This window comes from Pseudomonas marginalis, from assembly GCF_001645105.1.
In the GTDB taxonomy this organism is placed as follows: domain Bacteria; phylum Pseudomonadota; class Gammaproteobacteria; order Pseudomonadales; family Pseudomonadaceae; genus Aquipseudomonas; species Aquipseudomonas petroselini.
Genome location: NZ_LKEG01000053.1, coordinates 30799 through 57420, shown reverse-complemented (window position 1 = coordinate 57420; position 26622 = coordinate 30799). Strand labels below are relative to the sequence as shown.

Below are 26622 nucleotides of genomic sequence, written 5' to 3'. Positions count from 1 at the left end.
TAAAGATTGGGGGCGGGCGAACTAAACGCACGCCCCGCTAGCAAATCAAGGAGGCAGTCTAGCGGCTGTGCACACTTGATATGGAAATGGTATCAGCCTTCTGATGAAGCATTACCGCCAGGGGTCACGTCCCCAACACGCTTTTCCAGCTGTTTGAGACGCCGAGCCATGTCGTCGAGCTGCCTCAACCGCGCTGCACTCTTGCGCCATTCAGCCGCAGGCTGCATGGCGGTACCGGAAGAATAGGCACCTGGCTCGGTAATCGAGTGGGTCACCATGGTCATCCCGGTGATGAAGACGTTGTCGCAAATATCAATATGCCCCACCAGCCCTACGCCACCGGCGAGCATGCAATGCTTACCGATTTTGGTGCTGCCGGAGATGCCCACGCACGCCGCCATGGCGGTGTGATCGCCAATCTGCACGTTGTGGGCGATCTGGATCTGGTTGTCGAGCTTCACGCCGTTACCGATCACGGTATCGGCCAGGGCCCCGCGATCGACAGCGGTGTTCACGCCAATTTCCACGTCGTCGCCGATCAATACGCCGCCGACCTGGGCAATCTTGTTCCAGATGCCCTTGGCGTTGGCAAAACCAAAGCCTTCACCGCCGATCACGGCACCCGACTGGATGACCACACGTTCGCCGATACGCACATCGTGGTACAGGGTCACGCGCGGTGCCAGCCAACCGTCGGCGCCGATCTCGCAGCGCGCACCGATAAAGCAATGGGCCCCAACGGTGACACCCGCCGCAATGCGCGCGCCGCTCTCGACCACCGCAAAGGCACCGATGCTGGCCGCAGGGTCAACCTGGGCATCATCGGCGATCACCGCAGACGGATGAACACCGGCCGCTGCCTTGGGCTTAGGATCGAACAGGTGCGACACCCGGGCATACGCCAGGTACGGGTCAGCCACCACCAGCGCATCCCCGGCAAACCCTTCGGCGTCAGCCGCTTTCAGCAACACGGCGGCGGCTTGGCTGTCGACCAGGTATTTACGGTATTGGGGGTTTGCGAGGAAGCTCAACTGAGCTGGGCCAGCCTCCTGCAAGGTGGCTAGCCCAGTGATTTCCTTCTCCGGGGAGCCACGCAAGGTGGCCCCCAGGAACTCGGCCAACTCGCCGAGCTTGATAGTCGCGGTCATGGCTTACTTCAGCTGGTTCATGCGCTCGATCACCTGGCGGGTGATGTCGTATTGAGGCTTGACGTCGATTACCGCGCCACGCTCGAACACCAGGTCAAAGGCACCTTTCTTGATGACTTCTTCCACAGCGCTGTCGAGTTTCGGCTTCAACTGTTTCAGCATTTCACGGTCAGCAACCGCTTTGGCTTCGTTCAGCTCTTTGGACTGGAACTGGTAGTCACGGGCCTTTTGCTTGAACTCAAGCTCCAGACGCTCGCGCTCCCCTTGTTGCATCTTGTCGCCACCGGCTACCAGGCGGTCCTGGATGCCCTTGGCGCTGCTTTCCAGGGTCTTGAGCTTGGTCAGTTGCGGACCGAATTTTTTCTCGGCATCCACGGCGTACTTCTTGGCCGCGTCCGATTCCAGCAGGGCCATCTGATAGTTCAGGACGGCGATTTTCATTTCGGCGAAGGCCGGGGTCGCTACCAGCACGGTTGCCAGCAGAACCAATTGAGTCAACTTACGCACGATGCACTCCTACAGAATCCGTTGTCGTTATCTTGGGTCAGACGCTTAGAACGTCTGGCCGAGGGAGAATTGGAAAATCTGGGTTTCAGCGTTGTCCGGTTTCTTGATCGGCATGGCCAGAGCAAAGCTCAATGGGCCAAGTGCAGTCACCCAGGTCACACCCACACCCACGGAGCTTGCCAGGTTGCTGAGGCTCACGTCGTTGCACTGAGTGTTGGACTTCACGCCACTCGGGTTTTTGATCTGCTCGCACTTGGAATCGAACACGTTACCCACGTCCCAGAAGACCGACGTACGCAGTGAACGCTGATCTTTCACGAACGGCAGTGGGAACAGGATTTCCGCGCCACCCTGGATCAAGACGTTACCACCGAACGGCAGCGGGTCGTTGTCGGAGTCGGCCACAGTGCCTTGGTTACCGGTCACACCCACACCACGGCTTGGCGTACCACGCGGACCCAAGGTGCTGTCCTTGAAGCCACGTACCGAGTTGAAACCACCAGCATAGTAGTTTTCATAGAACGGCAAGCCATTGGTAGAACCATAACCATCGCCATAGCCCAGCTCAGTGTGCAGGCGCATGGTGTAGTTGTCGCTCAATGGCTGGAACAGCTGGCCACGGTAGTCGAGTTTGAAGAACGACAGGTCGCTGCCCGGCGTGGTGGTTTCCAGGGTCAGGCTCTGGGAGTGGCCACGGGTCGCCAGTACGCCTTTGTTCAGGGTCGACTCGGACCAGCCGGCAGACGCCTTGAAGTTCAGGAACTTGTCGCCTTCGCGACGGGTAAAGTCGAAGATCTCGTCCACGGTGTACACACCGGTCTTGATTTCATCCTGCTGCGCGGTCAGGCCGAAGGTCAGACGCGAGGTCTCACTGATCGGGTAACCCACGTTGACACCGGCACCGAGGCTGTCGATTGCGTAGCTTGCTACGTCAACGTCGAGGTCTTTGTAGTCGGTGGTGCGGTAGAAGGCGTTGTAGCCCAGGCTCACACCGTCGGCAGTCCAGTAAGGGTCGGTATAACTGAAGTTATATCGGCTCTGGTATTCGCTTCGGGTCAGGCCGATGGACACTCGGTTACCGGTACCGAGGAAGTTGTTCTGGGTGATCGAACCACCAAGGATCAAACCGGCACTCTGTGCGAAGCCGACGCTCGCGGTGATGGAGCCCGACGCTTGTTCTTCAACGGCGTAGTTCACGTCAACCTGGTCATCCACGCCCGGTACGGCCGGGGTTTCGACGTTGACTTCCTTGAAGAAGCCCAGGCGTTCAAGACGGGTCTTGGACTGGTCAATCAGGTAAGTCGACGCCCAGCCACCTTCCATCTGGCGCATTTCACGGCGCAGCACTTCGTCCGCAGACTTGGTGTTGCCCCGGAAGTTGATACGGTTCACGTAGGCACGCTTGCCTGGATCGACGACGAAGGTGATGTCCACCGTGTGGTCATCATCATGCGGGGTCGGCACACCGTTGACGTTGGCGAAGGTATAGCCTTCATTACCCAGGCGACGGGTGATCAGTTCGGACGTGGTGGTCATCAGCTTGCGCGAGAACACTTGGTCTTTCTGCACCAGCAGCAGCGCCTTGACCTGGTCTTCAGGCACTTTCAGGTCGCCACTCAGCTTCACGTCACGAACCTTGTACTTCTCGCCTTCGTTGACGTTGACAGTGATGTAGACGTGTTTCTTGTCCGGGGTGATGGACACCTGGGTCGAAGCGATATCCATGTTGATATAGCCACGGTCCAGGTAGTAGGAACGCAGGCGCTCCAGGTCACCGGAAAGTTTTTCACGGGCGTACTTGTCATCGTTCTTGAAGAACGACAGCCAGTTGGTGGTCTTGAGTTCGAACAGGTCGATCAGGTCTTCATCAGCAAACTTGGTATTGCCCACCACGTTGATGTGCTGAATCGCGGCCACGGTGCCTTCGTTGATGTTGACCTTGAGGCCAACACGGTTGCGCGGCTGCGGCACCACTTCCGTTTCCACGGTCGCGGAGTAGCGGCCCTGGGCAACGTACTGGCGTTGCAGTTCGTTACGCACACCTTCAAGGGTGGCACGCTGGAAGATCTCGCCCTCGGCCAGGCCGGATTGCTTGAGGCCCTTCATCAGGTCTTCAGTCGAGATCGCCTTGTTGCCTTCGATCTCGATACTGGCGACGGAGGGTCGCTCGACGACGGTGATGACCAGGACGTTGCCTTCGCGACCCAGTTGGATGTCTTGAAAGAAACCGGTTTTGAACAACGCACGAGTGGATTCCACCAGGCGACGGTCATCAGCCTGTTCCCCAACGTTCAACGGCAAGGCACCAAAGACGCTACCCGCGGAAACCCGCTGGAGGCCGTTGACGCGAATATCGGAGATGGTGAAGGACTCGGCGTGAACTTCGGCGATCATCAATACGGTGAGAACCGCAGTTAGCAGCAGACGTTTCATGAAGTCCTTTCTTATTCCAACTGGCAATAAACAAACTGCCGCAAAATGCGGCAGATTCGCAATTCAGCGAAGCGTTACAGTCGACCCAGATCGTTGACCAAGGCTAATAACATCACCCCGACCACCAAACTGATACCGATCTGTATCCCCCAACCCTGCACCCGATCCGACAAGGGGCGACCACGCGCCCACTCGACCAGATAAAACAACAGATGCCCCCCATCCAATACCGGAATGGGCAGCAAATTCAGAACACCCAGGCTGATACTCAGATAAGCCAGGAAATTCAGGAAATCCGCGACACCCGACTGGGCAGAAGCGCCCGCCACTTTAGCAATGGTTATCGGCCCACTCAAGTTTTTTACCGAGAGCTCGCCGAACAACATTTTCTTGAGCGATTCGAGGGTCAGTACACTCATGGTCCAAGTGCGTTTTGCACCCTCGCCAATGGCAGCCAACGGCCCGAAGCTGATTTCGCGCACCATCGATGGCGGCCAATCGACACCTTTGACCCCTGCACCCAGGTAACCCCCGGCCGCCTTGGCTTCCCCGCGAACCGACAGCGTCACAGGGAAGTCGATTTGAGCACCATCGCGCTCAACTTTCAGCACAATTTTGGTATCAGGACGTACACGCACCAAGTCAACCACTTGCTGCCAGTCACCCAGCGGCTGGCCATCAAGGGCCAACAAGCGGTCGCCCGTTTTCAGGCCTGCAGCCTGGGCCGGGCCTTTCGGGTCCAGCTCCGCGAGCACCGGCGGCAAGGCCGGACGCCAGGGCCGTATGCCCAGAGACTTGATCGGATCAGGCTCATCAGCGCCCTTGAGCCAGTGGTCAAGAGCCAGCTCGCGCGGGGTTTCGGTGGTGGAATCCTGCTCGCGCACCACCACGTTGACGGTGCCGCTTTCACCCAGGCGACGCACCAACTGCAAATTGACCGCGCCCCACCCCGTGGTGGGTTCGCCATCAATGGAAACAATTTCTTGCCCAGCAACCAACCCAGCCTTGGCGGCGATACTGTCCGACTCGACCGCGCCGATGACCGGACGCACCTGCTGGCTGCCCAGCATGGCCAAGACCCAGAAGAACACCATCGCCAACAGGAAGTTGGCGATCGGACCGGCGGCAACAATGGCGATACGCTGACGAACGGTCTTGCGATTGAAGGATTGGTCCAGTTGGTCTGCCGGTACTTCACCTTCGCGCTCATCGAGCATCTTGACGTAGCCACCCAACGGGATGGCCGCGATCACGAACTCGGTGCCACGGCGGTCGTGCCAGCGCAACAGCGGCATGCCGAAACCGACGGAAAAGCGCAATACCTTGACGCCGCAACGACGCGCCACCCAGAAGTGGCCGAATTCGTGGAAGGTAACCAGCACACCCAGAGCAACCAGGGTGCCGACAATCATGTAAAGCGCACTCATCTAAGTTCTCCGCATTCCTATCCAGTGCCTCAAGGCTCAAACCTGCCCACAGGCTAACGCACGTTGCGGTTCAACCATTGTTCCGCCAGGGCCCGGGCCTTGGTATCGGCCTCGAATACTGCCCCCAGATCGCTCACCGTCACAACAGGCTCAAGCGCCAGGACGTCCTCGATGATACTCGCGATCTGCGGAAAGCGGATGCGCCGTTCGAGAAACGCCGCCACCGCCACCTCATTGGCCGCATTCAGCATCGCCGGCGCGCTATTGCCCGCTTCGGCAGCTTGCCGGGCAAGGCGCAGGCACGGAAAGCGCTGCTCGTCGGGCGCTTCGAAGTCCAGACGCGCCACGGCAAACAGGTCCAAAGGCGCCACGCCGGAATCGATCCGCTCGGGCCAGGCCAGAGCATTGGCGATCGGGGTGCGCATATCGGGGTTGCCCAACTGCGCGAGGACCGAACCGTCCACGTAGTCGACCAGGGAATGAATCACACTTTGCGGGTGAATCACCACCTCGACCTGATCAGGCCGCGCATCGAACAGCCAGCACGCCTCGATCAGTTCCAACCCCTTGTTCATCATGCTCGCCGAATCCACAGAGATTTTGCGCCCCATGGACCAGTTCGGATGAGCGCACGCCTGGTCGGGCGACACCTGTTCCAGCTCCGCGAGCGGGGTTTTCCGGAACGGCCCCCCGGAGGCGGTCAGCAGGATCCGACGCACACCCACCTGACTCAGGCCACGGGCATAGTCGCCGGGCATGCACTGGAAGATCGCATTGTGTTCGCTATCGAGTGGCAGCAGTACCGCGCCACTTTTGCGCACCGCCTGCATGAAGAGCGCGCCGGACATGACCAGCGCTTCTTTATTGGCCAAGAGGATCTTCTTGCCGGCGTCGACGGCCGCCAGGGTTGGACGCAACCCCGCAGCACCGACAATAGCGGCGACCACCGTGTCAACTTCGGCGTCGGCCGAGACTTGGCACAACCCCTCCTCCCCGACCAACACCTGAGTCGCAAGCCCGGCAGCCCGCAGGTCATCCTGCAGCGTCCGCGCCGCAGCGGCTTCAGGCACTACCGCAAATCGCGGCGCATGGCGTACGCACAAGGCCAGCAGCTCGCTCATGCGGGTAAACCCGGTGAGGGCGAAAACCTGGTAGCGATCAGGATGGCGCGCAATCACATCCAGGGTGCTAAACCCTACCGAGCCGGTTGCACCCAGCACGGTCACTTGTTGCAGGCGGCTCACGACGCCGTCATCCACAACAGCACGGCAAAGATCGGAATGGCAGCAGTCAGGCTGTCGATGCGGTCCAGCACACCGCCGTGACCCGGCAGCAGGTTGCTGCTGTCCTTGATCCCGGCCTGGCGCTTGAACATGCTTTCGGTAAGGTCACCCACCACCGAGATAAACACGACGATGGCTGTAGCCACCAGCGCCAGGAAGATGTCCTTCACCGCCCAGCCACGCACAACGCCGACGACCAGTGCGATCACCAGCGTCAACGCCAAACCACCGTATACACCCTCCCAGCTCTTGCCCGGACTGACCGCCGGTGCCAGCTTGCGCTTGCCAAAGGCCCGACCTGAGAAGTAGGCACCAATATCCGCCCCCCAGACCAGCACCATGACCGCCAGGATCAGCCAGTTACCCATCGGGTAACGCTTGATCTCAATCAGCCCCTGCCACGCCGGCAGCAGGATCAATAAACCAATCACCAACTTGCAGGCCACGCTCGACCATTGACTGCTGGTGCGCGGGTAAGTCAACACCAGGAATGTCGCCAGCGCCCACCACAGTACTGCCGCACCCAACACCCAAGGTGCAATGTCGGGCAGGATGTACAAGAGAAACGCCAAGGCGGCCACCACGGCGGCATAGGCCACCCGCGGCAACTGTGCGTTGAAACCTGCCAGGCGCGCCCATTCCCAGGCACCCAGGGTGACGACCAGGCCGATAAACAGCGCAAAGCCGGAACCCTCGAGCAGGAAAAACCCACACAAGGCGATCGGCAACAGGATCAGTGCTGTGATGATTCGTTGTTTAAGCATTTAAACCCGGGCTCCAGCTTCGATCTGCTCACTCGTTTTACCGAAGCGACGCTGACGGGAAGCGAAATCGGCCAGCGCTGTACGCATGGCATCGTGTTTGAAGTCCGGCCAGAACAGGTCGGAGAAGTACAGCTCGGTGTAGGCCAGCTGCCACAACAGGAAATTACTGATGCGGTGCTCACCACCGGTACGTATGCACAAGTCAGGCAACGGCAGATCACCGGTTACCAGGCAGGTTTGCAAGAGTTCGGGCGTGATGTCGTCGGGTCGCAGATGGCCGGCCTGCACTTCGCGGGCCAGCCGCTGCGCGGCCTGGGCGATATCCCACTGGCCACCGTAGTTGGCTGCGATCTGCAGCACAAAACGGTTGGCGCCGGCAGTAATGGCCTCGGCTTCGCGCATGGCCGCCTGCAGTTCCGGATGGAAGCGCGAGCGATCACCAATGATGCGCAGGCAGATGTTGTTGTCATTGAGGCGCTTGGCCTCACGACGCAACGCCCGGAAGAACAAGTCCATCAAGGCGCTGACTTCTTCGGCGGGCCGCTGCCAGTTTTCACTGGAGAACGCGAACAAGGTCAACACTTCGACCTTGGCTTCGGCGCACACCTCGATCACCGCCCGTACCGCATCGACACCCGCTTTATGCCCGGCGACACCCGGCATAAAGCGTTTTTTCGCCCAGCGATTATTCCCATCCATGATGATCGCGACATGGCGCGGCACCACAGAGGGTACAGTCTGCTTGGTCTTTTCCATGAAGGCGTCCTGACCCCTTATACGGCCATCAGGTCCTTTTCTTTTTCTTCCGTGGCCTTAGTGATCTGGGCCTCGGCATCCTTGGTCAGCTTATCGATATCAGCAGTGGCACGACGCTCTTCGTCTTCACTGATTTCCTTGTCCTTGACCAGTTTCTTCAGGTCACCCAGGGCATCGCGACGAATGTTACGCACGGCGACGCGCGCATCTTCGGCAGCGCTGCGCGCCTGCTTGGTGAAGCCCTTACGGGTTTCTTCAGTCAGGGCCGGCATGGAGATCAGCAGCAACTCACCCAGGTTGGTAGGGTTGAGGTTCAGACCGGCGCTCTGGATCGCCTTGTCGACAGCACCGAGCATGTTGCGCTCGAAGGCCACGACCTGCAGGGTGCGCGAGTCCTTGACCGTGATATTGGCAACCTGGGTGATGGAAGTATCTGCGCCGTAGTAAGGCACCATCACGCTACCCAGGATGCTCGGGTGCGCCTTGCCGGTACGAATCTGGCCGAATGCGTGCGCCAGAGACTCCAGGGATTTCTGCATACGCTCTTGAGCGTCTTTCTTGATTTCGTTGATCATTGTTGGCCTTCCTCGATCAGAGTCCCTTCTGCGCCGCCGTGTACGATGTTCAGCAGGGCGCCGGGCTTGTTCATGTTAAATACGCGCAGCGGCATCTTGTGGTCGCGGCACAGGCAAATAGCCGTCAGGTCCATCACGCCCAGCTTGCGATCCAGGACTTCATCGTAGGTCAGATGATCGAACTTCTCGGCATGCGGGTCTTTGAATGGGTCTGCGGTGTACACGCCGTCTACCTTGGTCGCCTTGAGCACCACGTCAGCATCGATCTCGATGGCGCGCAGGCACGCTGCCGAGTCGGTGGTGAAGAACGGGTTACCCGTGCCGGCGGCGAAGATCACCACTTCCTTGGCGTTCAGGTGGCGCATGGCTTTGCGGCGATCATAGTGATCGGTCACGCCGACCATGGAAATAGCCGACATCACGATAGCCGAGATATTAGCGCGCTCCAGGGCGTCGCGCATGGCCAGGGCGTTCATCACAGTGGCCAGCATGCCCATGTGATCGCCGGTGACCCGGTCCATGCCGGCCGCACTCAGTGCCGCGCCGCGGAACAGGTTACCGCCGCCGATCACCAGGCCGACCTGTACGCCGATACCGACCAGTTGGCCGACTTCCAGCGCCATGCGGTCGAGCACTTTGGGATCGATCCCGAACTCTTCCGAGCCCATCAGGGCCTCGCCGCTAAGCTTGAGTAGAATGCGTTTATAGCGAGCCTGATAACCACTGCCCTGCTGAGCCATTGCGAATCTCTCCTGCGGCGTATTTTTAAAAATTCTTGGCGAGCCGTTTTACGGCTTGCGTTCACTCTAGCTGGACGCTGTCACAGCGCCATCGGAACACGGCTTTGTAAGCCAGTTCCGAGGGGAAGCCAAATAAAATCGACCTTCCCATTTGAAAAGAGGCTGCGCGCGTGAGCGGGCAGCCTCTTTCGGGCGACAGTTGAAGACTGTCTTATTGCTTGGCGGCAGCCAGCTGGGCAGCAACTTCTTCAGCGAAGTTGTCGACCGGCTTCTCGATGCCTTCGCCTACTTTGAAGTAAGTGAAGGAAACGATTTCAGCACCGGCTTTCTTGGCCAGTTCGCCGACCTTGATCTCAGGGTTCTTGACGAACGCCTGCTCAACCAGGCTTGCTTCAGCCAGGAACTTGCTGATACGGCCCTTGATCATGTTTTCAACGATGTTCTCTGGCTTGCCAGCGATTTTGTCAGCGTTGAGGCTCAGGAACACCGCTTTTTCACGTTCGATTGCGTCAGCAGACACTTCCGATGGCAGCAGGAACTCAGGGTTGCTGGCCGCTACGTGCATAGCGATGTCTTTGGCCAGCTCAACGTTGCCGCCTTTCAGAACAACCGCCACACCGATTTTGTTGCCGTGCAGGTAACCGCCGACAACATCACCTTCAACGCGAACCAGGCGACGGATGTTGACGTTTTCGCCAACCTTGCCGACCAGTACCAGGCGATCAGCTTCTTGAGCTTCGATCAGCGGAGCGGCGTCAGTCAGCTTGTCAGCGAATGCTTTTTCAACGCTGGCAGCAACGAATGCCTTGAAGTCGTCCTGCAGAGCCAGGAAGTCGGTCTGCGAGTTCACTTCCAGCAGAACAGCGGACTTACCGTCTTCTTTCAGAGCGATTGCGCCTTCAGCAGCTACGTTGCCTGCTTTCTTGGCAGCCTTGATGGCGCCGGAGGCACGCATGTCGTCGATGGCTTTTTCGATGTCGCCGCCGGCCTTGGTCAAGGCCTTTTTGCAATCCATCATGCCTTCGCCGGTACGCTCACGCAGTTCTTTAACCAACGCTGCAGTAATCTCTGCCATTTCAAAATCCTCTTGGATAGGTTTTCAACCATTCCACCCGATCAAACGGGCGATCAATTCTTCCCGAATAACCCTTGTAGGCTGCTGCACGTTACAGTCGCTAGGTTGCGCTGCCACAAGTGGGAGCCGACAAATGGTTTTCGAGGTGGCAAAAAGGGGGCCAAGCCCCCTTTTTGCTTACTGAGTCAACGCCAGGGCGTCAATTACTCAGCGGCAGCTACCGGAGCTTCTTCAACAAACTGCTCGGTACCACCAGCAACGTGGTTGCGACCACGGATTACAGCGTCAGCCATCGAACCCATGTACAGCTGGATAGCGCGGATTGCGTCATCGTTGCCTGGGATGATGTAGTCAACGCCTTCCGGGCTGCTGTTGGTATCGACTACGCCGATAACCGGGATGCCCAGCTTGTTGGCTTCGGTGATCGCGATGCGCTCGTGATCAACGTCGATAACGAACAGTGCGTCAGGCAGACCGCCCATGTCCTTGATACCACCCAGGGAACGATCGAGCTTTTCCAGGTCACGGGAGCGCATCAGCGCTTCTTTCTTGGTCAGCTTGGCGAAAGTACCGTCTTCGGCTTGCACTTCAAGGTCACGCAGACGCTTGATGGAAGCACGGATGGTTTTGAAGTTGGTCAGCATGCCGCCCAACCAGCGGTGATCGACGTACGGCGAACCGCAACGTGCTGCTTCTTCAGCAACGATCTTGCCAGCGGAGCGCTTGGTGCCGACGAACAGGATCTTGTTTTTGCCCTGGGCCAGGCGCTCTACGAAAGTCAGTGCTTCGTTGAACATCGGCAGGGTTTTTTCAAGGTTGATAATGTGGATCTTGTTACGCGCGCCGAAAATGTATTTACCCATTTTCGGGTTCCAGTAACGGGTCTGGTGACCGAAGTGCACACCGGCCTTCAGCATATCGCGCATGTTGACTTGGGACATGATAGTTCCTTAATAAGTCGGGTTTGGCCTCCACGTATCCCAATGACCAACCAGCGGCATCAAGGCCTCCGGCACCCAGGTCATCGTGTCGACACGTGTGTGGATTTAAGCTTTGCGGGGTATCCCCGGAAAGCGGCGCATTTTATACCACAGCAAGGGCGAAAACGGAACCCGCAATCACATTTGCCGTGAGCCTCTTTCATGCAACCCTTTGAATAGAGCCAACAACCCCCCACCTTATAGAGAGAAGCGATCATCAGAGGCTCATGATTTGACGCCATGGTCTGTTAGAATCGCGTTTTTTGAGGCTTGTGCGAATTCTGTAACCTTTTGTCGCACGCCCGTAAACCGTATTGATTTCAGCGCGTCGCGCTAGAGAGAGCCTGTATGACCGTTAGCTTGAAAACCGCCGAAGACATCGCTGGCATGCGCATCGCCGGCAAACTGGCTGCCGACGTGCTGGAAATGATCGCCGAGCACGTCAAGCCTGGCGTAACCACCGAAACCCTGAACCAGATCTGCCATGACTATATCGTCAATGTGCAGGGCGCCATTCCTGCGCCGCTGAACTACAAAGGCTTCCCCAAGTCGATCTGCACCTCGGTCAATCACGTGGTCTGCCACGGGATTCCGGGTGACAAGCCGTTGAAGGACGGCGACACCCTGAACATCGACGTCACCGTCATCAAGGACCGCTATTTCGGCGACACCAGCCGCATGTTCCACGTCGGCACCGTACCGGTCTGGGCCGAGCGCCTGTCGCAGGTGACCCAGGAGTGCATGTACAAGGCCATCGAAATCGTCAAGCCCGGCTGCCGCCTGGGCGACATCGGCGAAGTGATCCAGAAGCACGCGGAAAAGAACGGTTTCTCGGTGGTGCGCGAATTCTGCGGCCACGGCATCGGTACCGTCTTCCACGAAGAGCCACAGATCCTGCACTACGGCCGTGCCGGTACCGGCATGGAGCTCAAGGCAGGCATGACCTTCACCATCGAGCCGATGATCAACCAGGGCAAGGCCGACACCAAGGTACTGGGCGACGGCTGGACCGCCATCACCAAGGACCGCAAGCTCTCGGCCCAGTGGGAACACACCCTGCTGGTCACCGAAACCGGCTACGAGATCTTCACCCTGCGTGCGGACGACACGATCCCGCGCGTTTCCGCGTAAGGATCACCCAGGTTTTCCCCAACCGTGTTGTGACTGATAGATAGAAAGGAAAGCCGATCGATGCCCCAGGTGGATCCCGAACTCTTCGACCGTGGCCAGTTCCAGGCCGAACTGGCCCTGAAGGCGAGCCCTATAGCTGCGTTCAAGAAAGCTATCCGCCAGGCCCGCGAGGTGCTCGATGGGCGCTTTCGCAGTGGCCGGGATATCCGCCGGCTGATCGAGGACCGCGCCTGGTTCGTCGATAACATCCTGCAAAAAGCTTGGGAACAGTTCAGTTGGAGCGAAGACGCCGACATCGCCCTGGTGGCGGTCGGCGGCTACGGTCGTGGTGAGTTGCACCCCTACTCCGACATCGACCTGCTGATCCTGCTGGACAGCGCCGATCATGAGATCTTTCGCGATTCCATCGAGCGTTTTCTGACGTTGCTGTGGGACATCGGCCTGGAAGTCGGCCAGAGCGTGCGCTCGGTGGATGAATGCGCCGAAGAAGCCCGTGCCGACCTCACGGTGATCACCAACCTGATGGAAAGCCGTACCATCGCCGGCCCCGAGCGCCTGCGCCAGCGCATGCTTGAAGTGACCAGCACCGCACACATGTGGCCGAGCAAAGACTTCTTCCTGGCCAAGCGTGCCGAGCAAAAGGCCCGGCACCACAAATACAACGACACCGAATACAACCTGGAACCCAACGTCAAGGGCTCGCCGGGCGGGCTGCGGGATATCCAGACGATTCTGTGGGTAGCGCGTCGCCAGTACGGCACCCTGAACCTTCGCGCCCTGGCTGGCGAAGGCTTCCTGGTGGAGAGCGAAAACGCCCTGCTGGCCTCGTCCCAGGAGTTCCTCTGGAAAGTGCGCTATGCCCTGCACATGCTCGCCGGGCGCTCCGAAGACCGCCTGCTGTTCGACCACCAGCGCTCCATCGCCACCCTGCTGGGCTTTGAGGGCGAGGATGCGAAGACCAGCATCGAAAGCTTCATGCAGCAGTACTACCGGGTGGTCATGAGCATTGCCCAGCTCAGCGACCTGATCATCCAGCACTTCGAAGAAGTGATCCTGGCCCCCGAAGACGAGGCGCCGCCGCAACCGATCAATTCGCGCTTCCAGTTGCACGACGGTTACATCGAGGCGCGCAACGACAATGTATTCCGCCGCACACCGTTCGCCATGCTGGAGATCTTCGTGCTGATGGCCCAGCAGCCGGAAATCAAAGGCGTGCGCGCCGACACCATCCGCCTGCTGCGGGAAAACCGTCACCTGATCGACGACGATTTCCGCAACGATATCCGTAACACCAGCCTGTTCATCGAGCTGTTCAAGTGCAAGATCGGCATCCACCGCAACCTGCGGCGCATGAACCGTTACGGCATCCTCGGGCGCTACTTGCCGGAGTTCGGCTTTATCGTCGGGCAGATGCAGCACGACCTGTTCCACATCTATACCGTGGACGCCCACACCCTGAACCTGATCAAACACCTGCGTAAGCTGCAGTACACCCAGGTGTCAGAGAAATTCCCGCTGGCCAGCAAACTCATGGCCAAGCTGCCCAAGCCCGAGCTGATCTACCTCGCCGGCCTCTACCACGATATCGGCAAAGGCCGGCATGGCGACCACTCAGAGATCGGCGCGGTCGACGCTGAAGCGTTCTGCCAACGTCACCAACTGCCGCTGTGGGACAGCCGCCTGATCGTCTGGCTGGTGCAAAACCACCTAGTGATGTCGACTACCGCCCAGCGCAAGGACTTGTCCGACCCGCAGGTGATCCATGACTTCGCCGGAATAGTCGAGGATGAAACACGCCTGGACTACCTGTACGTACTGACCGTTTCCGACATCAACGCCACCAACCCGACGTTATGGAACTCGTGGCGCGCCAGCCTGCTGCGCCAGCTCTACACCGAGACCAAGCGTGCCCTGCGCCGCGGCCTGGAAAACCCGGTTGACCGCGAAGAGCAGATCCGCCGCACCCAGAGCGCCGCCCTGGATATCCTCGTGCGCGGCGGCAACGACCCGGATGATGTCGAGCAACTGTGGTCGCAACTGGGTGACGACTACTTCCTGCGCCACACCGCCGGCGACGTGGCCTGGCACAGTGACGCGATCCTGCAACAGCCCGCCGATGGCGGCCCGCTGGTGCTGATCAAGGAAACCACCCAGCGCGAATTCGAAGGCGGCACGCAGATCTTCATCTACGCCCCCGACCAGCACGACTTCTTCGCTGTGACCGTGGCGGCCATGGACCAACTCAACCTGAACATCCATGACGCTCGGGTCATCACCTCCAGCAGCCAGTTCACCCTCGACACCTACATCGTGCTCGACACCGAAGGCGAATCCATCGGCGATAACCCGGTGCGGGTGAAGAAGATCCGCGAAGGCCTGACCGAGGCCCTGCGCAACCCGGACGACTACCCGACCATCATCCAGCGCCGGGTCCCGCGCCAGCTCAAGCACTTTGCGTTTGCGCCCCAAGTGACCATTTCCAACGACGCCCAGCGCCCGGTAACCGTGCTGGAGCTCAGCGCACCGGACCGCCCTGGCCTGCTGGCGCGGATCGGCGGGATTTTCCTGGAGTTCGATTTGTCACTACAGAATGCCAAGATTGCGACCTTGGGCGAGCGGGTGGAAGACGTGTTCTTCATTACCGATGCCGATAACCAGCCGCTGTCCGACCCGGAACTGTGTCGCCGCCTGCAGGACGCTATCGTCCAGCAATTGAGCGTGACCCAGGAACCTGGCGTGGAACTGACACGCCTGACTATCTAAAAAACAGGGCCCGTGTGGGAGGGGGCTTGCCCCCGATAGCGGTGGATCAGATAAAAATGCGTTGGCTGTCACACTGCAATCGGGGGCGAGCCCCCTCCCACATTTAAATGACTTCGCCCAGCAGACCGCATGTTTTCAACCGAATTGAACGAGACTTCCATGAACAACGCCCTGAACCAGCTGCAGCCCTATCCGTTCGAGAAACTGCGCGCCCTGCTCGGCAGCGTCACGCCGAACCCGGACAAACGCCCGATCGCGCTGTCCATCGGTGAGCCCAAGCATAAGTCTCCGACGTTTGTCGCCGAAGCGCTGAGCAACAACCTCGATCAAATGGCGGTGTACCCCACCACCCTGGGCATCCCGGCCCTGCGCGAGGCCATCGGCGCCTGGTGCGAACGCCGCTTTGACGTGCCCAAGGGCTGGCTCGACCCGGCGCGCAATATCCTGCCGGTCAACGGCACCCGCGAGGCGCTGTTCGCCTTCACCCAGACCGTGGTCAATCGCGGTGACGACGCGCTCGTGGTCAGCCCGAACCCGTTCTACCAGATCTACGAAGGCGCCGCGTTCCTGGCCGGGGCCAAGCCGCATTACCTGCCGTGCCTGGACGCCAATGGCTTCAACCCGGATTTCGACGCCGTGACGCCGGACATCTGGAAACGCTGCCAGATCCTGTTCCTGTGCTCCCCCGGCAACCCGACCGGCGCGTTGATCCCGGTCGACACCCTGAAAAAACTCATCGCCCTGGCCGACGAATACGACTTCGTTATTGCTGCCGACGAGTGCTACAGCGAGCTGTACTTCGACGAGCAAACCCCGCCACCGGGCCTGCTCAGCGCCTGCGTCGAGCTGGGCCGCCAGGACTTCAAGCGTTGCGTGGTGTTCCACAGCCTGTCCAAGCGCTCCAACCTGCCAGGTCTGCGCTCCGGGTTCGTGGCCGGCGACGCCGACATCCTCAAGGGGTTCCTGCTGTACCGCACCTACCACGGCTGCGCGATGCCGGTGCAAACCCAACTGGCCAGCATCGCGGCCTGGCAAGATGAAGCCCACGTGCAGGCCAACCGTGACCTGTACCGGGAAAAATTCGACGCCGTACTGGCGATCCTCAAGCCGGTGCTGGACGTACAAAGCCCGGATGGCGGGTTCTACCTGTGGCCAAAGGTAAAGGGCGACGATGCGGCCTTCTGCCGCGACTTGTTCGTCGAAGAACACGTGACCGTGGTGCCGGGCTCGTACCTGTCGCGGGAGGTGGACGGTGTCAATCCAGGCGCGGGGCGCGTGCGCCTGGCCTTGGTTGCGCCGCTGGGGGAATGCGTGGAAGCAGCTGAGCGGATTCGGGATTTCATTCAGCGGCGCTGATAAGCCAGATACAAAAAAGCCCAGCGCATCACGCTGGGCTTCTTACTTTCACAGCGCCCTACTCTATCTCGGTACCTGACGCCGCGCTGCCAAGGTTCAATCCCTCGCGCGCTGCGTTAAGTTCAGCGAAGGAGTTAGGCATCTTTCCGCTTTTCAACATCGCAGTGAAAACAGCGTAAACGTCGTTTTTATCACCCGCCTTTCGCAGTGTTCGCTCATCATTGAGCCATGCGTAAATGATGGTCTTTGGCGCATCCGACCTGAACTGGAAGAACAACCGATAACGCGGCAGCATGCCCTGCTTTTTAACCCGGAACCAATGTAGAAAATCACGACCGAGGGTCTTACCCTGACGATAACAAGGGTGCGCAGGATCGGCGGGTACGTTACGCAGAATATTGCAGGTCACAGCATCAAACAATTTATACGCAGGGTGATGATGAAAACCAGCTGGATCACTGGCAGCGGCCCGCTCTATTTCAACAGTGAGCTCCTCAAGGCGCAGAACGAAAAACGGGTGAGCATAAAGAGCCCACCCGTTTTCGATATGAACGGTACTTTCGGTCACGCTCAACCTTCTTGTAGCTCACGACGCCGATTAGCATCGGCTTGAGCACGAAGGGTTTCAATTCGTTTCACCAAACCACGTGGTAGAGGCAGGACACTGTCGGGGTTTGCTTTGATGTCGTCATCAAGCAACTCCAAGAAACCGGCACCTGCCTGTAACTCGGCTTTTTTTTCAGTAAACGAGACGACATTGCCTTTAGACATGACCTCTCTCCTTAAAATTTTCTTTAATTTCATCCAGTTATTTATTCGCTCAAGCCTGAAGCGAGTCAATCACTGAAATACACTGAACGACCTTAGGATCAATGTAGAACACTATTGATCACGAGGAGGGCATTTAACACTATAAAAGCCCCTGAGCGACAACGTCCCGATAGATGGAGAGTCCAGCGCCGCCAGGTACAAACAGACCTTACTTAATGTGTCCCAGATTCGCCTCACTCATATCCAACTCCGCCAATACCTCCCTCAAGACGTCATCACCAATCTGGTGATGACGGCTCAAGCTATATAACTCCAACCGCTGCGCCCGCAGCGCCTTGAGACGCAGCTTTCGTTCAAGCAGATCCATTTGCCGCGCCAGCGCCTGGGCTTCCGCCGAGTCGTTGAACACGTCCAGTTGATGGCGATACTCCGACATCAACCGTGCCTTCAACTCGGCGGCGAGTGCGGCTTGGGCAGCGTCCTGGGTTTCCGTTTCAACGGGCTCCTCGGCCTCTAGGGCATGAATCGCGGCAACGGCTGTTTTCTTCCAGGCTTCGCGGACTTCGTTATGACGCTTCTCATCCGGGCTTTTCTCAATGCCGCGCAACAATAGCGGCAACGCGATGCAAGCGGCGATCAACGACAGGAGGATCACCCCCGCGGCGATGAAGATCAGCAGGTCACGCTCGGGGAAATCCTGGCCCGGCGCCAGCAGCAAGGGCACCGACATCACACCGGCCAGAGTGACCGCACCGCGCACACCCCCCACCGTCAACAGCCAGCAGGAACGGGCTGTGGGCACCAGGGTCAGCTCGCTTTTCCCACGTAACCGCCGCAGTAAACCCGACAGCCGCCAGATGCTCTGCACCCAGATAAACCGCAGCACCACCAGCACCAGGAAGATCGCGATCACATCCAGGCAGCGATAAAACAGCGTGGGCCACAGCGTCGGCTCATGACTGACGACGGCCTTGATGATGTCCGGCAGTTGCAGGCCCAGCAGCAGGAAAATCAGGCCGTTGAAGGCAAACTCCAGCAACGACCACACGCTGCGATTGAGCAAGCGCGTACTGGTCTGGCGTGGCAGCAGGTCGAGCCAGCTTTGCATCATGCCTGCCGCCACCGCCGACAGTATGCCCGATGCGCCCAGGCGTTCGGCCAGCACATAGGCCGCAAACGGCAGCAGCAACATGAAGACCACGTGGGTGGCCGGATCATCCCAACCCCGCGCAATCATCCAGGCGCGCAGACGGCCGACCAGCCAGCTGAGCGCCACACCGACCGCCAGGCCGCCGACCGCCACCAGGACAAAGGTCAGGCTCGCATCGGCCAGGGAAAACACCCCGGTCAGCGCGGCCGCCAGGGCGAACTTGAAGGTCACCAGGCCCGAGGCATCGTTCATCAGCGCCTCGCCTTGGAGCATATGCATCAACGGCGTCGGCAAGCGGTTCTGGGCAATGGCCGACACCGCCACGGCGTCCGTCGGCGACAACACGGCCGCCAGGGCGAAGGCCACCGGCAACGGGATCGCAGGCAATAGCCAGTGAATGAAGTAGCCGGCACCGACCACCGTAAACAGCACCAACCCCACCGCTAGCGTCAGGATCGGCCCGCGCAGGCGCCATAACTCGCGCTTGGGCATGCGCCAGCCATCAGAAAACAGCAGAGGCGGCAGGAACAGAAACAGGAACAGCTCCGGGTCCAACGCCACATGCAACCCTAGCGTCGGCCAGGCCAGCAGGGCACCGGCGGCAATTTGCACCAGCGGTAACGGCAGAGGGATGATACGCCCGACCAGACGCGAAACGCTGACCAGCATCAGCAGGATAAGAACGGTGTAGGCGGTTTGCATAAAACAGGTTTCCCGGACAATCGACTTGCAACGACACACATCAGGCAACAAGTGGCCGTTGAAGTGCCATATTACCCGGCTATGTTAGCGGCTATGCCGCGCAGTGGCTTTTGCACAAAAGTCGCACAGCGCTGACGAGCGGCACCCAAACCCGCTGGTCGTGGCATAATCCGTGATCTTTCGTTTTAAGCAGCCCAAAGGGGGGCAATTCCTTGACCGCTTCAAGCAAAACGTTGCACCTTTTCGGCATCAAAGCCTGCGACACCATGAAAAAGGCGCGTACCTGGCTCGATGAGCACGGCGTCAACTATGAGTTTCACGACTACAAAACGGCCGGTATCGACCGCGAACACTTGACCCAATGGTGCAACGAGCACGGTTGGCAGGTGGTTTTGAACCGTGCGGGCACCACCTTTCGCAAACTCGAAGACGAACGCAAAGCCGATCTCGATCAGTCGAAAGCCATTGAATTGATGCTCGCGCAACCCTCGATGATCAAGCGCCCAGTGCTCGATCTCGGTGACAGAACCCTGATTGGCTTCAAGCCAGATAGTTATTCGGCGGCCCTCAAGTAGGCCAGCCCTTTCCATTTTGTAGAGGTAACAGCATGTCCAATTCCCTGTTCAGCCTGGGCTTCGGCGTCGGCACTCAGAACCGCCAAGGTGCTTGGCTGGAAGTGTTTTACGCACAACCGTTGCTCAACCCATCGGCTGAAATTGTCGCCGCCATCGCACCGATCCTCGGTTACAGCGAAGGCAACCAGGCGATTACGTTCACCGTCACCCAGGCCCTGCAATTGGCAGACGCGCTCAAAGGTGTTGATGCCACCCAAGCCGCGCTGCTGAGCCGCCTGGCTGAAAGCCACACCCCGCTGGTCGCCACCGTGCTGGCCGAAGACGCGGCACTGACCTCCACCCCCGAGGCCTACCTCAAGCTGCACCTGCTGTCCCACCGCCTGGTCAAGCCGCACGGTCTGAGCCTGGCCGGTGTGTTCCCGCAGTTGCCGAACGTGGCCTGGACCAGCCAGGGCGCGATCGACATCGCGGAATTGGCCGAGCGCCAGCTGGAAGCCCGCCTGCGCGGCGAGCTGCTGGAAGTGTTCTCGGTGGACAAGTTCCCGAAAATGACCGACTACGTCGTGCCAAGCGGCGTACGTATCGCTGACGCCGCGCGTATCCGCCTGGGCGCCTACGTGGGCGAAGGCACCACCGTGATGCACGAAGGCTTCGTCAACTTCAACGCCGGCACCGAAGGTCCGGGCATGATCGAAGGCCGTGTATCGGCGGGCGTGTTCGTCGGCAAGGGCTCGGACCTGGGCGGCGGTTGCTCCACCATGGGCACCCTGTCGGGCGGCGGCAACATCGTGATCAAGGTGGGCGAAGGCTGCCTGATCGGCGCCAACGCCGGTATCGGTATCCCGTTGGGCGACCGCAACACCGTGGAGTCGGGCTTGTACGTCACTGCCGGCACGAAGGTTGCGCTGCTGGACGAACAAAACCAACTGGTCAAAGTGGTCAAGGCACGTGAGCTGGCCGGCCAGCCGGACCTGCTGTTCCGCCGCAACTCGGAGACCGGTGCGGTGGAGTGCAAAACCCACAAATCGGCCATCGAACTGAACGAAGCGCTGCACGCTCACAACTAAGCAGCCACTCGATGCCACTAGCGGGCCCCGCCCCTGGGGCTCGCTTATACGAGTCTTGAACACCATGCTAGTGCCCTCCCCCTGGCGCGCCGATTTCCCGGCCATCGCCACGCTGCAACGGCAAGACCAGACTTACCTGGACAACGCCGCCACCACGCAAAAACCCCAGGCCCTGTTGGATGCCATCAGCCATTACTACGCCAATGGCGCAGCCAATGTGCACCGTGCCCAGCATTTGCCAGGCGCCCATGCGACGCAAGCCTTCGAAGACAGTCGCAGCAAGGTCGCGCAGTGGTTGAATGCAGGCGACAGCGGGCAGATCGTGTTCACCCACGGCGCGACCTCAGCGCTGAACCTCTTGGCCTATGGCCTAGAGCACTTATTCAATGCGGGCGATGAGATTGTCATCAGTGCCCTGGAACACCACGCCAACCTGCTGCCCTGGCAGCAACTGGCCAAACGTCGCGCCGCCACGCTGGTGGTGCTGCCGCTGAACGATGATGGCGTGATCGACCTGCCGGCCGCCGCCGAGCTGATCGGCCCACGCACACGCCTGCTGGCGGTGAGCCAGTTGTCCAACGTGCTCGGCGCCTGGCAGCCGCTGGAGGCCCTGCTGGCGCTCGCCCAGCCACACGGCACCCTGACGGTGGTCGATGGCGCCCAGGGCATCGTCCATGGCCGTCACGACGTGCAGGCTTTGGGCTGCGATTTCTATGTGTTTTCCAGCCATAAGCTGTATGGCCCAGATGGCGTCGGCGTGCTGTTCGGGCGCAACGAAGCCTTGCATCACCTGCGCCACTGGCAGTTTGGCGGCGAGATGGTGCAACAGGCGGACTACCACAGCGCCAGCTTCCGCCCGGCACCGTTGGGTTTCGAGGCGGGCACCCCGCCGATTGCCAGTGTGATCGGCCTGGGCGCCAGCCTGGATTACCTGGGTTCGCTGGACCAGCCCGCGATCGTCGCCCATGAAGCGGCGCTGCATGACTACCTGTTGCGTGGCCTCAAAGCGCGCAATGGCGTGCGCGTGCTGGGGTCACCGCAGGTCGCGCTGGTCAGTTTTGTCGTCGATGGCGTGCACAACGCGGACCTCGCGCACCTGCTCACCGAGCAAGGCATTGCCGTACGCGCCGGTCATCACTGCGCCATGCCGCTGCTCAAGGCGATGCACTTATCGGGGGCGATCCGTGTGTCCCTGGCGCTGTATAACGATTCGGATGACCTGGAACGCTTCTTTGAGGCGCTGGACCAGGCGCTGGAGATGTTGCGATGAGCCTGCCGGTAGAGGCCGTTGCCGCGCTGGAGGCTTTTCAGGCCGTGGGCAGTTGGGAGCAGCGCGCGCGGATGCTGATGCAATGGGGCGAGCGGCTGCCAGCATTGGCGGATGAAGATAAGACCGAGGCCAACCTGGTGCAGGGCTGTGAAAGCCTGGTGTGGTTGGTGGGACGTTTGGAGGACGGTCGCTGGCGGTTTGCTGCGAGCAGCGATGCACGGATGATTCGCGGGTTGGTCGCATTGCTGCTGGCGCGGGTCAATGGGCTTTCTGCTGCCGAGCTACTGGCCGTGGATCTGCCCGACTGGTTCAATCAATTGGGGCTTTCCCGTCAACTCTCACCCTCGCGCAGCAATGGCCTCAACGCGGTCCTGCAACGCATGCGCGAACTCAGCCATACACAGAGCTAAATGTGGGAGGGGGCTTGCCCCCGATTGCAGGGTGTCAGTCACTGAACAAGTTGGCTGATCCACCGCTATCGGGGGCAAGCCCCCTCCCACATTTGAATTGTGTAGGGTTCCGAGATTTAAGTGGGCTTGACCCGCTCCGACGGCCGGCGCACTCCGGCAACAATCTTGTCCACCGCCTTGGTCGCCGCCACCATGCCGAACGTGGCGGTCACCATCATCACCGCGCCAAACCCACCGGCGCAGTCCAGCTTCACCCCGTCCCCGACGAAACTCTTCTGCAAACAAATGCTGCCATCCGGCTTGGGATAGCGCAGTTGTTCGGTGGAAAACACGCACGGCACGCTGTAATGGCGGGTCACGGTGCGGGAGAAACCATAGTCGCGGCGCAAAGTGGAGCGCACTTTCGACGCCAGCGGGTCGTTGAAGGTACGGTTCAGGTCGCAGACCTGGATCAGCGTCGGGTCGATCTGCCCGCCCGCGCCGCCGGTGGTGATGATCTGGATCTTGCGGCGCTTGCACCAGGCGATCAGTGCCGCCTTGGCGTTGACCGCGTCGATGCAGTCGATCACGCAGTCGATGTTGGGGGTGATGTACTCGGCCATAGTGTCGCGGGTCACGAAGTCCGCCACCGCATGCACCGTGCAATCCGGGTTGATCGCGCGCAGGCGCTCAGCCATCACTTCGACCTTGGGTTTACCGACGGTGCTGTCCAGCGCGTGCAACTGGCGGTTGCTGTTGCTGACGCAGACGTCATCCAGGTCAAACAGCGAAATCTCGCCCACCCCGCAACGGGCCATGGCTTCCGCCGCCCACGAGCCCACGCCGCCGACGCCGACAATCGCCACATGGGCCGCTTTCAAGCGTTCCAAGCCTTCAATGCCATACAAGCGGGCGACGCCTGCAAACCGCGGATCTTCTGTACTCATGACCATTACCCCAAAAACCGGCGCGCATTATGGGCTACGCAGCGGCAAGTTTTAAGCTACAAGTTACAAGTAAAGAACTTAGATGTACTTTCGCTGCCCAATGTCCGGTTTTTCTCGGCTTGCTGTACGGTCAGGGAAGGGCCGGTGTAGGATGCGCGCCGTTCGGCGTAGGCCGACACCTCTTTTCGTTCCACACCCTTTGGAACCCGAAATAGCCATGGCATCGCGTAAATTTGGACTCAACCTAGTGATAGTGCTGGCAATTGCCGCGCTATTCAGCGGTTTCTGGGCGCTGATCAACCGCCCGGTCGCTGCCCCCAACTGGCCTGAACAGATCTCCGGTTTTTCCTACTCGCCGTTCCAGCAAGGCCAGTACCCACAGAAAGACCAGTACCCGACCGACGACCAGATGCGTCGCGACCTCGAGATCATGAGCAAGCTGACGGACAACATCCGTACCTACTCGGTCGACGGCACGCTGGGGGATATCCCCAAGCTGGCCGAGGAGTTCGGCCTGCGTGTGACGCTGGGGATCTGGATCAGCCCGGATCTTGAGCGCAACGAGCGAGAAATCCAGCGCGCCATCGAAATCGCCAACAGCTCGCGCAGTGTGGTGCGGGTAGTGGTCGGTAACGAAGCCCTGTTCCGTGAGGAAATCACCCCCGAAGCGCTGATTGTGCTGCTCGACAGGGTCCGCGCCGCCGTGAAAGTGCCGGTGACGACGTCCGAGCAATGGCACATCTGGGAAAAGAACCCGCAACTGGCCAAGCACGTCGACCTGATCGCCGCGCACATCCTGCCGTTCTGGGAATACATTCCGATGGACAAGGCCGGCCAGTACGTACTCGACCGCGCCAGGGACCTGAAGAAACTGTTCCCGAAAAAGCCGTTGCTGCTGTCGGAAGTGGGCTGGCCGAGTAATGGCCGCATGCGCGGTGGCAATGAAACGTCGCCTGCCGACCAGGCGATTTATCTGCGCACACTGGTGAACAAGCTCAATCGCCAGGGTTTCAACTACTTCGTGATCGAGGCGTTCGATCAGCCGTGGAAAGTCAGTGACGAAGGCTCGGCTGGCGCTTACTGGGGTGTATACAACGCTGCGCGCCAGCAGAAATTCAACTTTGACGGGCCGGTGGTGGCGATTCCGCAATGGCGCGTGCTGGCCATCGGTTCGGTGGTGCTCGCGCTGCTGTCCCTGACGCTGCTGATGATCGATGGCTCATCCCTGCGCCAGCGTGGCCGCACCTTCCTGACCTTTATCGCGTTTCTCTGCGGTTCGGTGCTGGTGTGGATCGGCTACGACTACAGCCAGCAATACAGCACCTGGTTCAGTGTCACCGTGGGGATCCTCCTGGCCCTTGGCGCCCTCGGCGTGTTTATCGTGTTGCTGACCGAAGCCCACGAACTGGCGGAAGCGGTATGGACCCACAAGCGCCGGCGTGAATTCCTACCCGTGGAGGGCGATTCGGACTACCGCCCGAAAGTGTCGATCCATGTGCCGTGCTACAACGAGCCGCCGGAGATGGTCAAACAGACCCTCGACGCCTTGGCCGCCCTCGATTACCCGGATTACGAAGTCCTGATCATCGACAACAACACCAAGGACCCGGCCGTGTGGGAGCCGGTACGCGACTACTGCGAAACCCTCGGCCCGCGCTTCAAGTTCTTCCACGTCGCGCCGCTGGCGGGTTTCAAGGGTGGTGCACTGAACTACCTGATCCCACACACCGCCAAGGACGCCGAAGTGATCGCGGTGATCGACTCGGATTACTGCGTGTCGCCGAACTGGCTCAAACACATGGTGCCGCACTTCGCCGACCCGAAAATCGCCGTGGTGCAGTCGCCGCAGGATTACCGCGACCAGAACGAAAGCACCTTCAAGAAGCTCTGCTACGCGGAATACAAAGGCTTCTTCCATATCGGCATGGTGACGCGCAACGACCGTGACGCGATCATCCAGCACGGCACCATGACCATGACCCGTCGCTCGGTGCTCGAAGAACTGGGCTGGGCCGACTGGTGCATCTGCGAAGATGCCGAACTGGGCCTACGCGTGTTCGAGAAAGGCCTGTCGGCGGCGTATTACCACGACAGCTACGGCAAGGGCCTGATGCCGGATACCTTTATCGACTTCAAGAAACAGCGTTTCCGCTGGGCCTACGGGGCGATCCAGATCATCAAGCGTCACACCGCGAGCCTGTTGCGTGGCAAGGGCACCGAGCTGACCCGTGGCCAGCGCTACCACTTCCTCGCGGGCTGGTTGCCGTGGGTGGCGGACGGCATGAACATCTTCTTCACCGTGGGCGCCCTGTTGTGGTCGGCGGCGATGATCATCGTGCCGACGCGGGTGGACCCGCCGTTGCTGATTTTCGCGATTCCGCCATTGGCGCTTTTTGTGTTCAAGGTCGGCAAAATCATCTTCCTCTACCGCCGTGCGGTAGGCGTGAACTTGAAGGATGCCTTCTGCGCAGCCCTGGCCGGTCTGGCGTTGTCCCACACCATCGCCAAAGCGGTGCTATATGGCTTCTTCACCACCAGCATCCCGTTCTTTCGTACACCGAAAAACGCGGATAACCACGGCTTCTGGGTCGCGATTTCCGAAGCCCGCGAAGAAATGTTCATCATGCTGCTGTTGTGGGGCGCGGCGCTGGGGATCTACCTGGTGCAGGGCCTGCCCAGCAATGACATCCGCTTCTGGGTGGTGATGCTGCTGGTCCAGTCGCTGCCGTATGTGGCGGCGCTGGTCATGGCTTTCCTGTCGTCGCTGCCGAAACCGGCGCCGAAGGTCGAGCTGGCAACCGCTGAGTAAAAAC

Annotated in this window: 23 protein-coding genes; 8 read left to right on the top strand and 15 right to left on the bottom strand. The window is 59.8% G+C overall.

The window, feature by feature from the left end; genetic code table 11:
• Window positions 1–92: 92 nt before the first annotated feature.
• From lpxD to rpsB, 11 genes are all read right to left on the bottom strand, one after another.
• A complete protein-coding gene (gene lpxD / locus AO064_RS25130) occupies window positions 93–1148 on the bottom strand; it encodes a UDP-3-O-(3-hydroxymyristoyl)glucosamine N-acyltransferase (RefSeq protein ID WP_012722602.1) in 1056 nt (351 codons plus the stop codon).
• A 3-nt stretch (window positions 1149–1151) separates the two neighbouring features.
• Window positions 1152–1655: an OmpH/Skp family outer membrane protein gene (locus AO064_RS25125; protein ID WP_003219314.1), complete on the bottom strand. Its 504-nt coding sequence runs from the start codon at window positions 1653–1655 to the stop codon at window positions 1152–1154.
• Window positions 1656–1700: 45 nt separating this feature from the next.
• On the bottom strand, window positions 1701–4088 hold the full coding sequence (gene bamA, locus AO064_RS25120; RefSeq protein WP_012722601.1) for an outer membrane protein assembly factor BamA: 2388 nt from the start codon (window positions 4086–4088) through the stop codon (window positions 1701–1703).
• A 74-nt stretch (window positions 4089–4162) separates the two neighbouring features.
• A complete protein-coding gene (rseP, locus tag AO064_RS25115; protein ID WP_064054964.1) occupies window positions 4163–5515 on the bottom strand; it encodes a sigma E protease regulator RseP in 1353 nt (450 codons plus the stop codon).
• 53 nt (window positions 5516–5568) lie between these two features.
• Complete coding sequence (gene ispC / locus AO064_RS25110) at window positions 5569–6759, bottom strand: 1-deoxy-D-xylulose-5-phosphate reductoisomerase (protein WP_064054963.1); 1191 nt, start codon at window positions 6757–6759, stop codon at window positions 5569–5571.
• On the bottom strand, window positions 6756–7562 hold the full coding sequence (locus AO064_RS25105; protein WP_012722598.1) for a phosphatidate cytidylyltransferase: 807 nt from the start codon (window positions 7560–7562) through the stop codon (window positions 6756–6758). Before AO064_RS25105 ends, ispC begins: the two co-directional genes overlap by 4 nt.
• Window positions 7563–8318: a polyprenyl diphosphate synthase gene (gene uppS / locus AO064_RS25100; protein ID WP_012722597.1), complete on the bottom strand. Its 756-nt coding sequence runs from the start codon at window positions 8316–8318 to the stop codon at window positions 7563–7565.
• Between the two features lie 17 nt (window positions 8319–8335).
• Window positions 8336–8893, bottom strand: coding sequence for a ribosome recycling factor (frr, locus tag AO064_RS25095; RefSeq protein WP_064054962.1), 558 nt, complete (start codon window positions 8891–8893; stop codon window positions 8336–8338).
• Window positions 8890–9633, bottom strand: coding sequence for a UMP kinase (gene pyrH / locus AO064_RS25090; RefSeq protein WP_003172271.1), 744 nt, complete (start codon window positions 9631–9633; stop codon window positions 8890–8892). Before pyrH ends, frr begins: the two co-directional genes overlap by 4 nt.
• A 211-nt stretch (window positions 9634–9844) precedes the next feature.
• Window positions 9845–10708: a translation elongation factor Ts gene (gene tsf / locus AO064_RS25085; protein WP_012722595.1), complete on the bottom strand. Its 864-nt coding sequence runs from the start codon at window positions 10706–10708 to the stop codon at window positions 9845–9847.
• Window positions 10709–10911: 203 nt separating this feature from the next.
• Window positions 10912–11649 carry a 30S ribosomal protein S2 gene (gene rpsB / locus AO064_RS25080; protein WP_003189158.1) on the bottom strand — a complete coding sequence of 246 codons (738 nt, stop codon included), beginning with the start codon at window positions 11647–11649 and terminating at the stop codon, window positions 10912–10914.
• 387 nt (window positions 11650–12036) lie between these two features.
• On the opposite strand from rpsB, the gene map reads away from it, so the two are divergent.
• The 3 genes from map to dapC all read left to right on the top strand — a co-directional run bounded on the left by map (window position 12037) and on the right by dapC (window position 16938).
• Window positions 12037–12819 (top strand): type I methionyl aminopeptidase, encoded by a 783-nt coding sequence (gene map / locus AO064_RS25075; RefSeq protein WP_012722594.1) that lies wholly within the window; start codon window positions 12037–12039, stop codon window positions 12817–12819.
• Window positions 12820–12879: 60 nt separating this feature from the next.
• On the top strand, window positions 12880–15582 hold the full coding sequence (locus AO064_RS25070) for a [protein-PII] uridylyltransferase (RefSeq protein WP_012722593.1): 2703 nt from the start codon (window positions 12880–12882) through the stop codon (window positions 15580–15582).
• Window positions 15583–15741: 159 nt separating this feature from the next.
• The gene (dapC, locus tag AO064_RS25065; protein WP_012722592.1) at window positions 15742–16938 is read left to right on the top strand and encodes a succinyldiaminopimelate transaminase; all 1197 of its coding nucleotides are present in this window, start codon (window positions 15742–15744) and stop codon (window positions 16936–16938) included.
• A gap of 58 nt (window positions 16939–16996) precedes the next feature.
• On the opposite strand, the gene AO064_RS25060 is transcribed toward dapC, so the two are convergent.
• The 3 genes from AO064_RS25060 to AO064_RS25050 all read right to left on the bottom strand — a co-directional run bounded on the left by AO064_RS25060 (window position 16997) and on the right by AO064_RS25050 (window position 19561).
• Complete coding sequence (locus AO064_RS25060) at window positions 16997–17506, bottom strand: type II toxin-antitoxin system YhaV family toxin (RefSeq protein ID WP_064054961.1); 510 nt, start codon at window positions 17504–17506, stop codon at window positions 16997–16999.
• Window positions 17507–17508: 2 nt separating this feature from the next.
• Window positions 17509–17709 carry an AbrB/MazE/SpoVT family DNA-binding domain-containing protein gene (locus AO064_RS25055; protein WP_064054960.1) on the bottom strand — a complete coding sequence of 67 codons (201 nt, stop codon included), beginning with the start codon at window positions 17707–17709 and terminating at the stop codon, window positions 17509–17511.
• 208 nt (window positions 17710–17917) lie between these two features.
• The gene (locus AO064_RS25050; RefSeq protein WP_064054959.1) at window positions 17918–19561 is read right to left on the bottom strand and encodes a Na+/H+ antiporter; all 1644 of its coding nucleotides are present in this window, start codon (window positions 19559–19561) and stop codon (window positions 17918–17920) included.
• 266 nt (window positions 19562–19827) lie between these two features.
• Here AO064_RS25050 and AO064_RS25045 point away from each other — a divergent pair, with 266 nt between their 5' ends.
• The 4 genes from AO064_RS25045 (at window position 19828) to AO064_RS25030 (ending at window position 22883) form a co-directional block, all read left to right on the top strand.
• Window positions 19828–20136 carry an arsenate reductase gene (locus AO064_RS25045; protein ID WP_231501198.1) on the top strand — a complete coding sequence of 103 codons (309 nt, stop codon included), beginning with the start codon at window positions 19828–19830 and terminating at the stop codon, window positions 20134–20136.
• A 32-nt stretch (window positions 20137–20168) separates the two neighbouring features.
• Window positions 20169–21203, top strand: a complete 1035-nt coding sequence (gene dapD / locus AO064_RS25040) for a 2,3,4,5-tetrahydropyridine-2,6-dicarboxylate N-succinyltransferase (RefSeq protein ID WP_012722589.1) — start codon at window positions 20169–20171, stop codon at window positions 21201–21203.
• A gap of 64 nt (window positions 21204–21267) precedes the next feature.
• Window positions 21268–22473 carry an aminotransferase class V-fold PLP-dependent enzyme gene (locus tag AO064_RS25035; RefSeq protein ID WP_064054958.1) on the top strand — a complete coding sequence of 402 codons (1206 nt, stop codon included), beginning with the start codon at window positions 21268–21270 and terminating at the stop codon, window positions 22471–22473.
• Window positions 22470–22883, top strand: coding sequence for a SufE family protein (locus tag AO064_RS25030; RefSeq protein WP_064054957.1), 414 nt, complete (start codon window positions 22470–22472; stop codon window positions 22881–22883). Before AO064_RS25035 ends, AO064_RS25030 begins: the two co-directional genes overlap by 4 nt.
• 116 nt (window positions 22884–22999) lie before the next feature.
• On the opposite strand, the gene tcdA is transcribed toward AO064_RS25030, so the two are convergent.
• Complete coding sequence (tcdA, locus tag AO064_RS25025) at window positions 23000–23809, bottom strand: tRNA cyclic N6-threonylcarbamoyladenosine(37) synthase TcdA (protein WP_046036662.1); 810 nt, start codon at window positions 23807–23809, stop codon at window positions 23000–23002.
• Between the two features lie 217 nt (window positions 23810–24026).
• On the opposite strand from tcdA, the gene AO064_RS25020 reads away from it, so the two are divergent.
• Window positions 24027–26618 carry a glycosyltransferase gene (locus AO064_RS25020; RefSeq protein ID WP_064054956.1) on the top strand — a complete coding sequence of 864 codons (2592 nt, stop codon included), beginning with the start codon at window positions 24027–24029 and terminating at the stop codon, window positions 26616–26618.
• The last annotated feature ends 4 nt before the right edge of the window (window positions 26619–26622 follow it).

Bases quoted from the DNA above. Each gene is read 5' to 3' on its own strand.
- bamA (WP_012722601.1), bottom strand. From the start codon at position 4,088: ATGAAACGTCTGCTGCTAACTGCGGTTCTCACCGTATTGATGATCGCC.
- AO064_RS25045 (WP_231501198.1), top strand. From the start codon at position 19,828: ATGAAAAAGGCGCGTACCTGGCTCGATGAGCACGGCGTCAACTATGAG.
- tsf (WP_012722595.1), bottom strand. From the start codon at position 10,708: ATGGCAGAGATTACTGCAGCGTTGGTTAAAGAACTGCGTGAGCGTACC.
- frr (WP_064054962.1), bottom strand. From the start codon at position 8,893: ATGATCAACGAAATCAAGAAAGACGCTCAAGAGCGTATGCAGAAATCC.
- AO064_RS25030 (WP_064054957.1), top strand. From the start codon at position 22,470: ATGAGCCTGCCGGTAGAGGCCGTTGCCGCGCTGGAGGCTTTTCAGGCC.
- dapD (WP_012722589.1), top strand. From the start codon at position 20,169: ATGTCCAATTCCCTGTTCAGCCTGGGCTTCGGCGTCGGCACTCAGAAC.
- dapC (WP_012722592.1), top strand. From the start codon at position 15,742: ATGAACAACGCCCTGAACCAGCTGCAGCCCTATCCGTTCGAGAAACTG.
- pyrH (WP_003172271.1), bottom strand. From the start codon at position 9,633: ATGGCTCAGCAGGGCAGTGGTTATCAGGCTCGCTATAAACGCATTCTA.
- AO064_RS25020 (WP_064054956.1), top strand. From the start codon at position 24,027: ATGGCATCGCGTAAATTTGGACTCAACCTAGTGATAGTGCTGGCAATT.
- map (WP_012722594.1), top strand. From the start codon at position 12,037: ATGACCGTTAGCTTGAAAACCGCCGAAGACATCGCTGGCATGCGCATC.
- rpsB (WP_003189158.1), bottom strand. From the start codon at position 11,649: ATGTCCCAAGTCAACATGCGCGATATGCTGAAGGCCGGTGTGCACTTC.
- AO064_RS25050 (WP_064054959.1), bottom strand. From the start codon at position 19,561: ATGCAAACCGCCTACACCGTTCTTATCCTGCTGATGCTGGTCAGCGTT.
- uppS (WP_012722597.1), bottom strand. From the start codon at position 8,318: ATGGAAAAGACCAAGCAGACTGTACCCTCTGTGGTGCCGCGCCATGTC.
- AO064_RS25070 (WP_012722593.1), top strand. From the start codon at position 12,880: ATGCCCCAGGTGGATCCCGAACTCTTCGACCGTGGCCAGTTCCAGGCC.
- tcdA (WP_046036662.1), bottom strand. From the start codon at position 23,809: ATGAGTACAGAAGATCCGCGGTTTGCAGGCGTCGCCCGCTTGTATGGC.
- AO064_RS25035 (WP_064054958.1), top strand. From the start codon at position 21,268: ATGCTAGTGCCCTCCCCCTGGCGCGCCGATTTCCCGGCCATCGCCACG.
- lpxD (WP_012722602.1), bottom strand. From the start codon at position 1,148: ATGACCGCGACTATCAAGCTCGGCGAGTTGGCCGAGTTCCTGGGGGCC.
- rseP (WP_064054964.1), bottom strand. From the start codon at position 5,515: ATGAGTGCGCTTTACATGATTGTCGGCACCCTGGTTGCTCTGGGTGTG.
- AO064_RS25055 (WP_064054960.1), bottom strand. From the start codon at position 17,709: ATGTCTAAAGGCAATGTCGTCTCGTTTACTGAAAAAAAAGCCGAGTTA.
- AO064_RS25105 (WP_012722598.1), bottom strand. From the start codon at position 7,562: ATGCTTAAACAACGAATCATCACAGCACTGATCCTGTTGCCGATCGCC.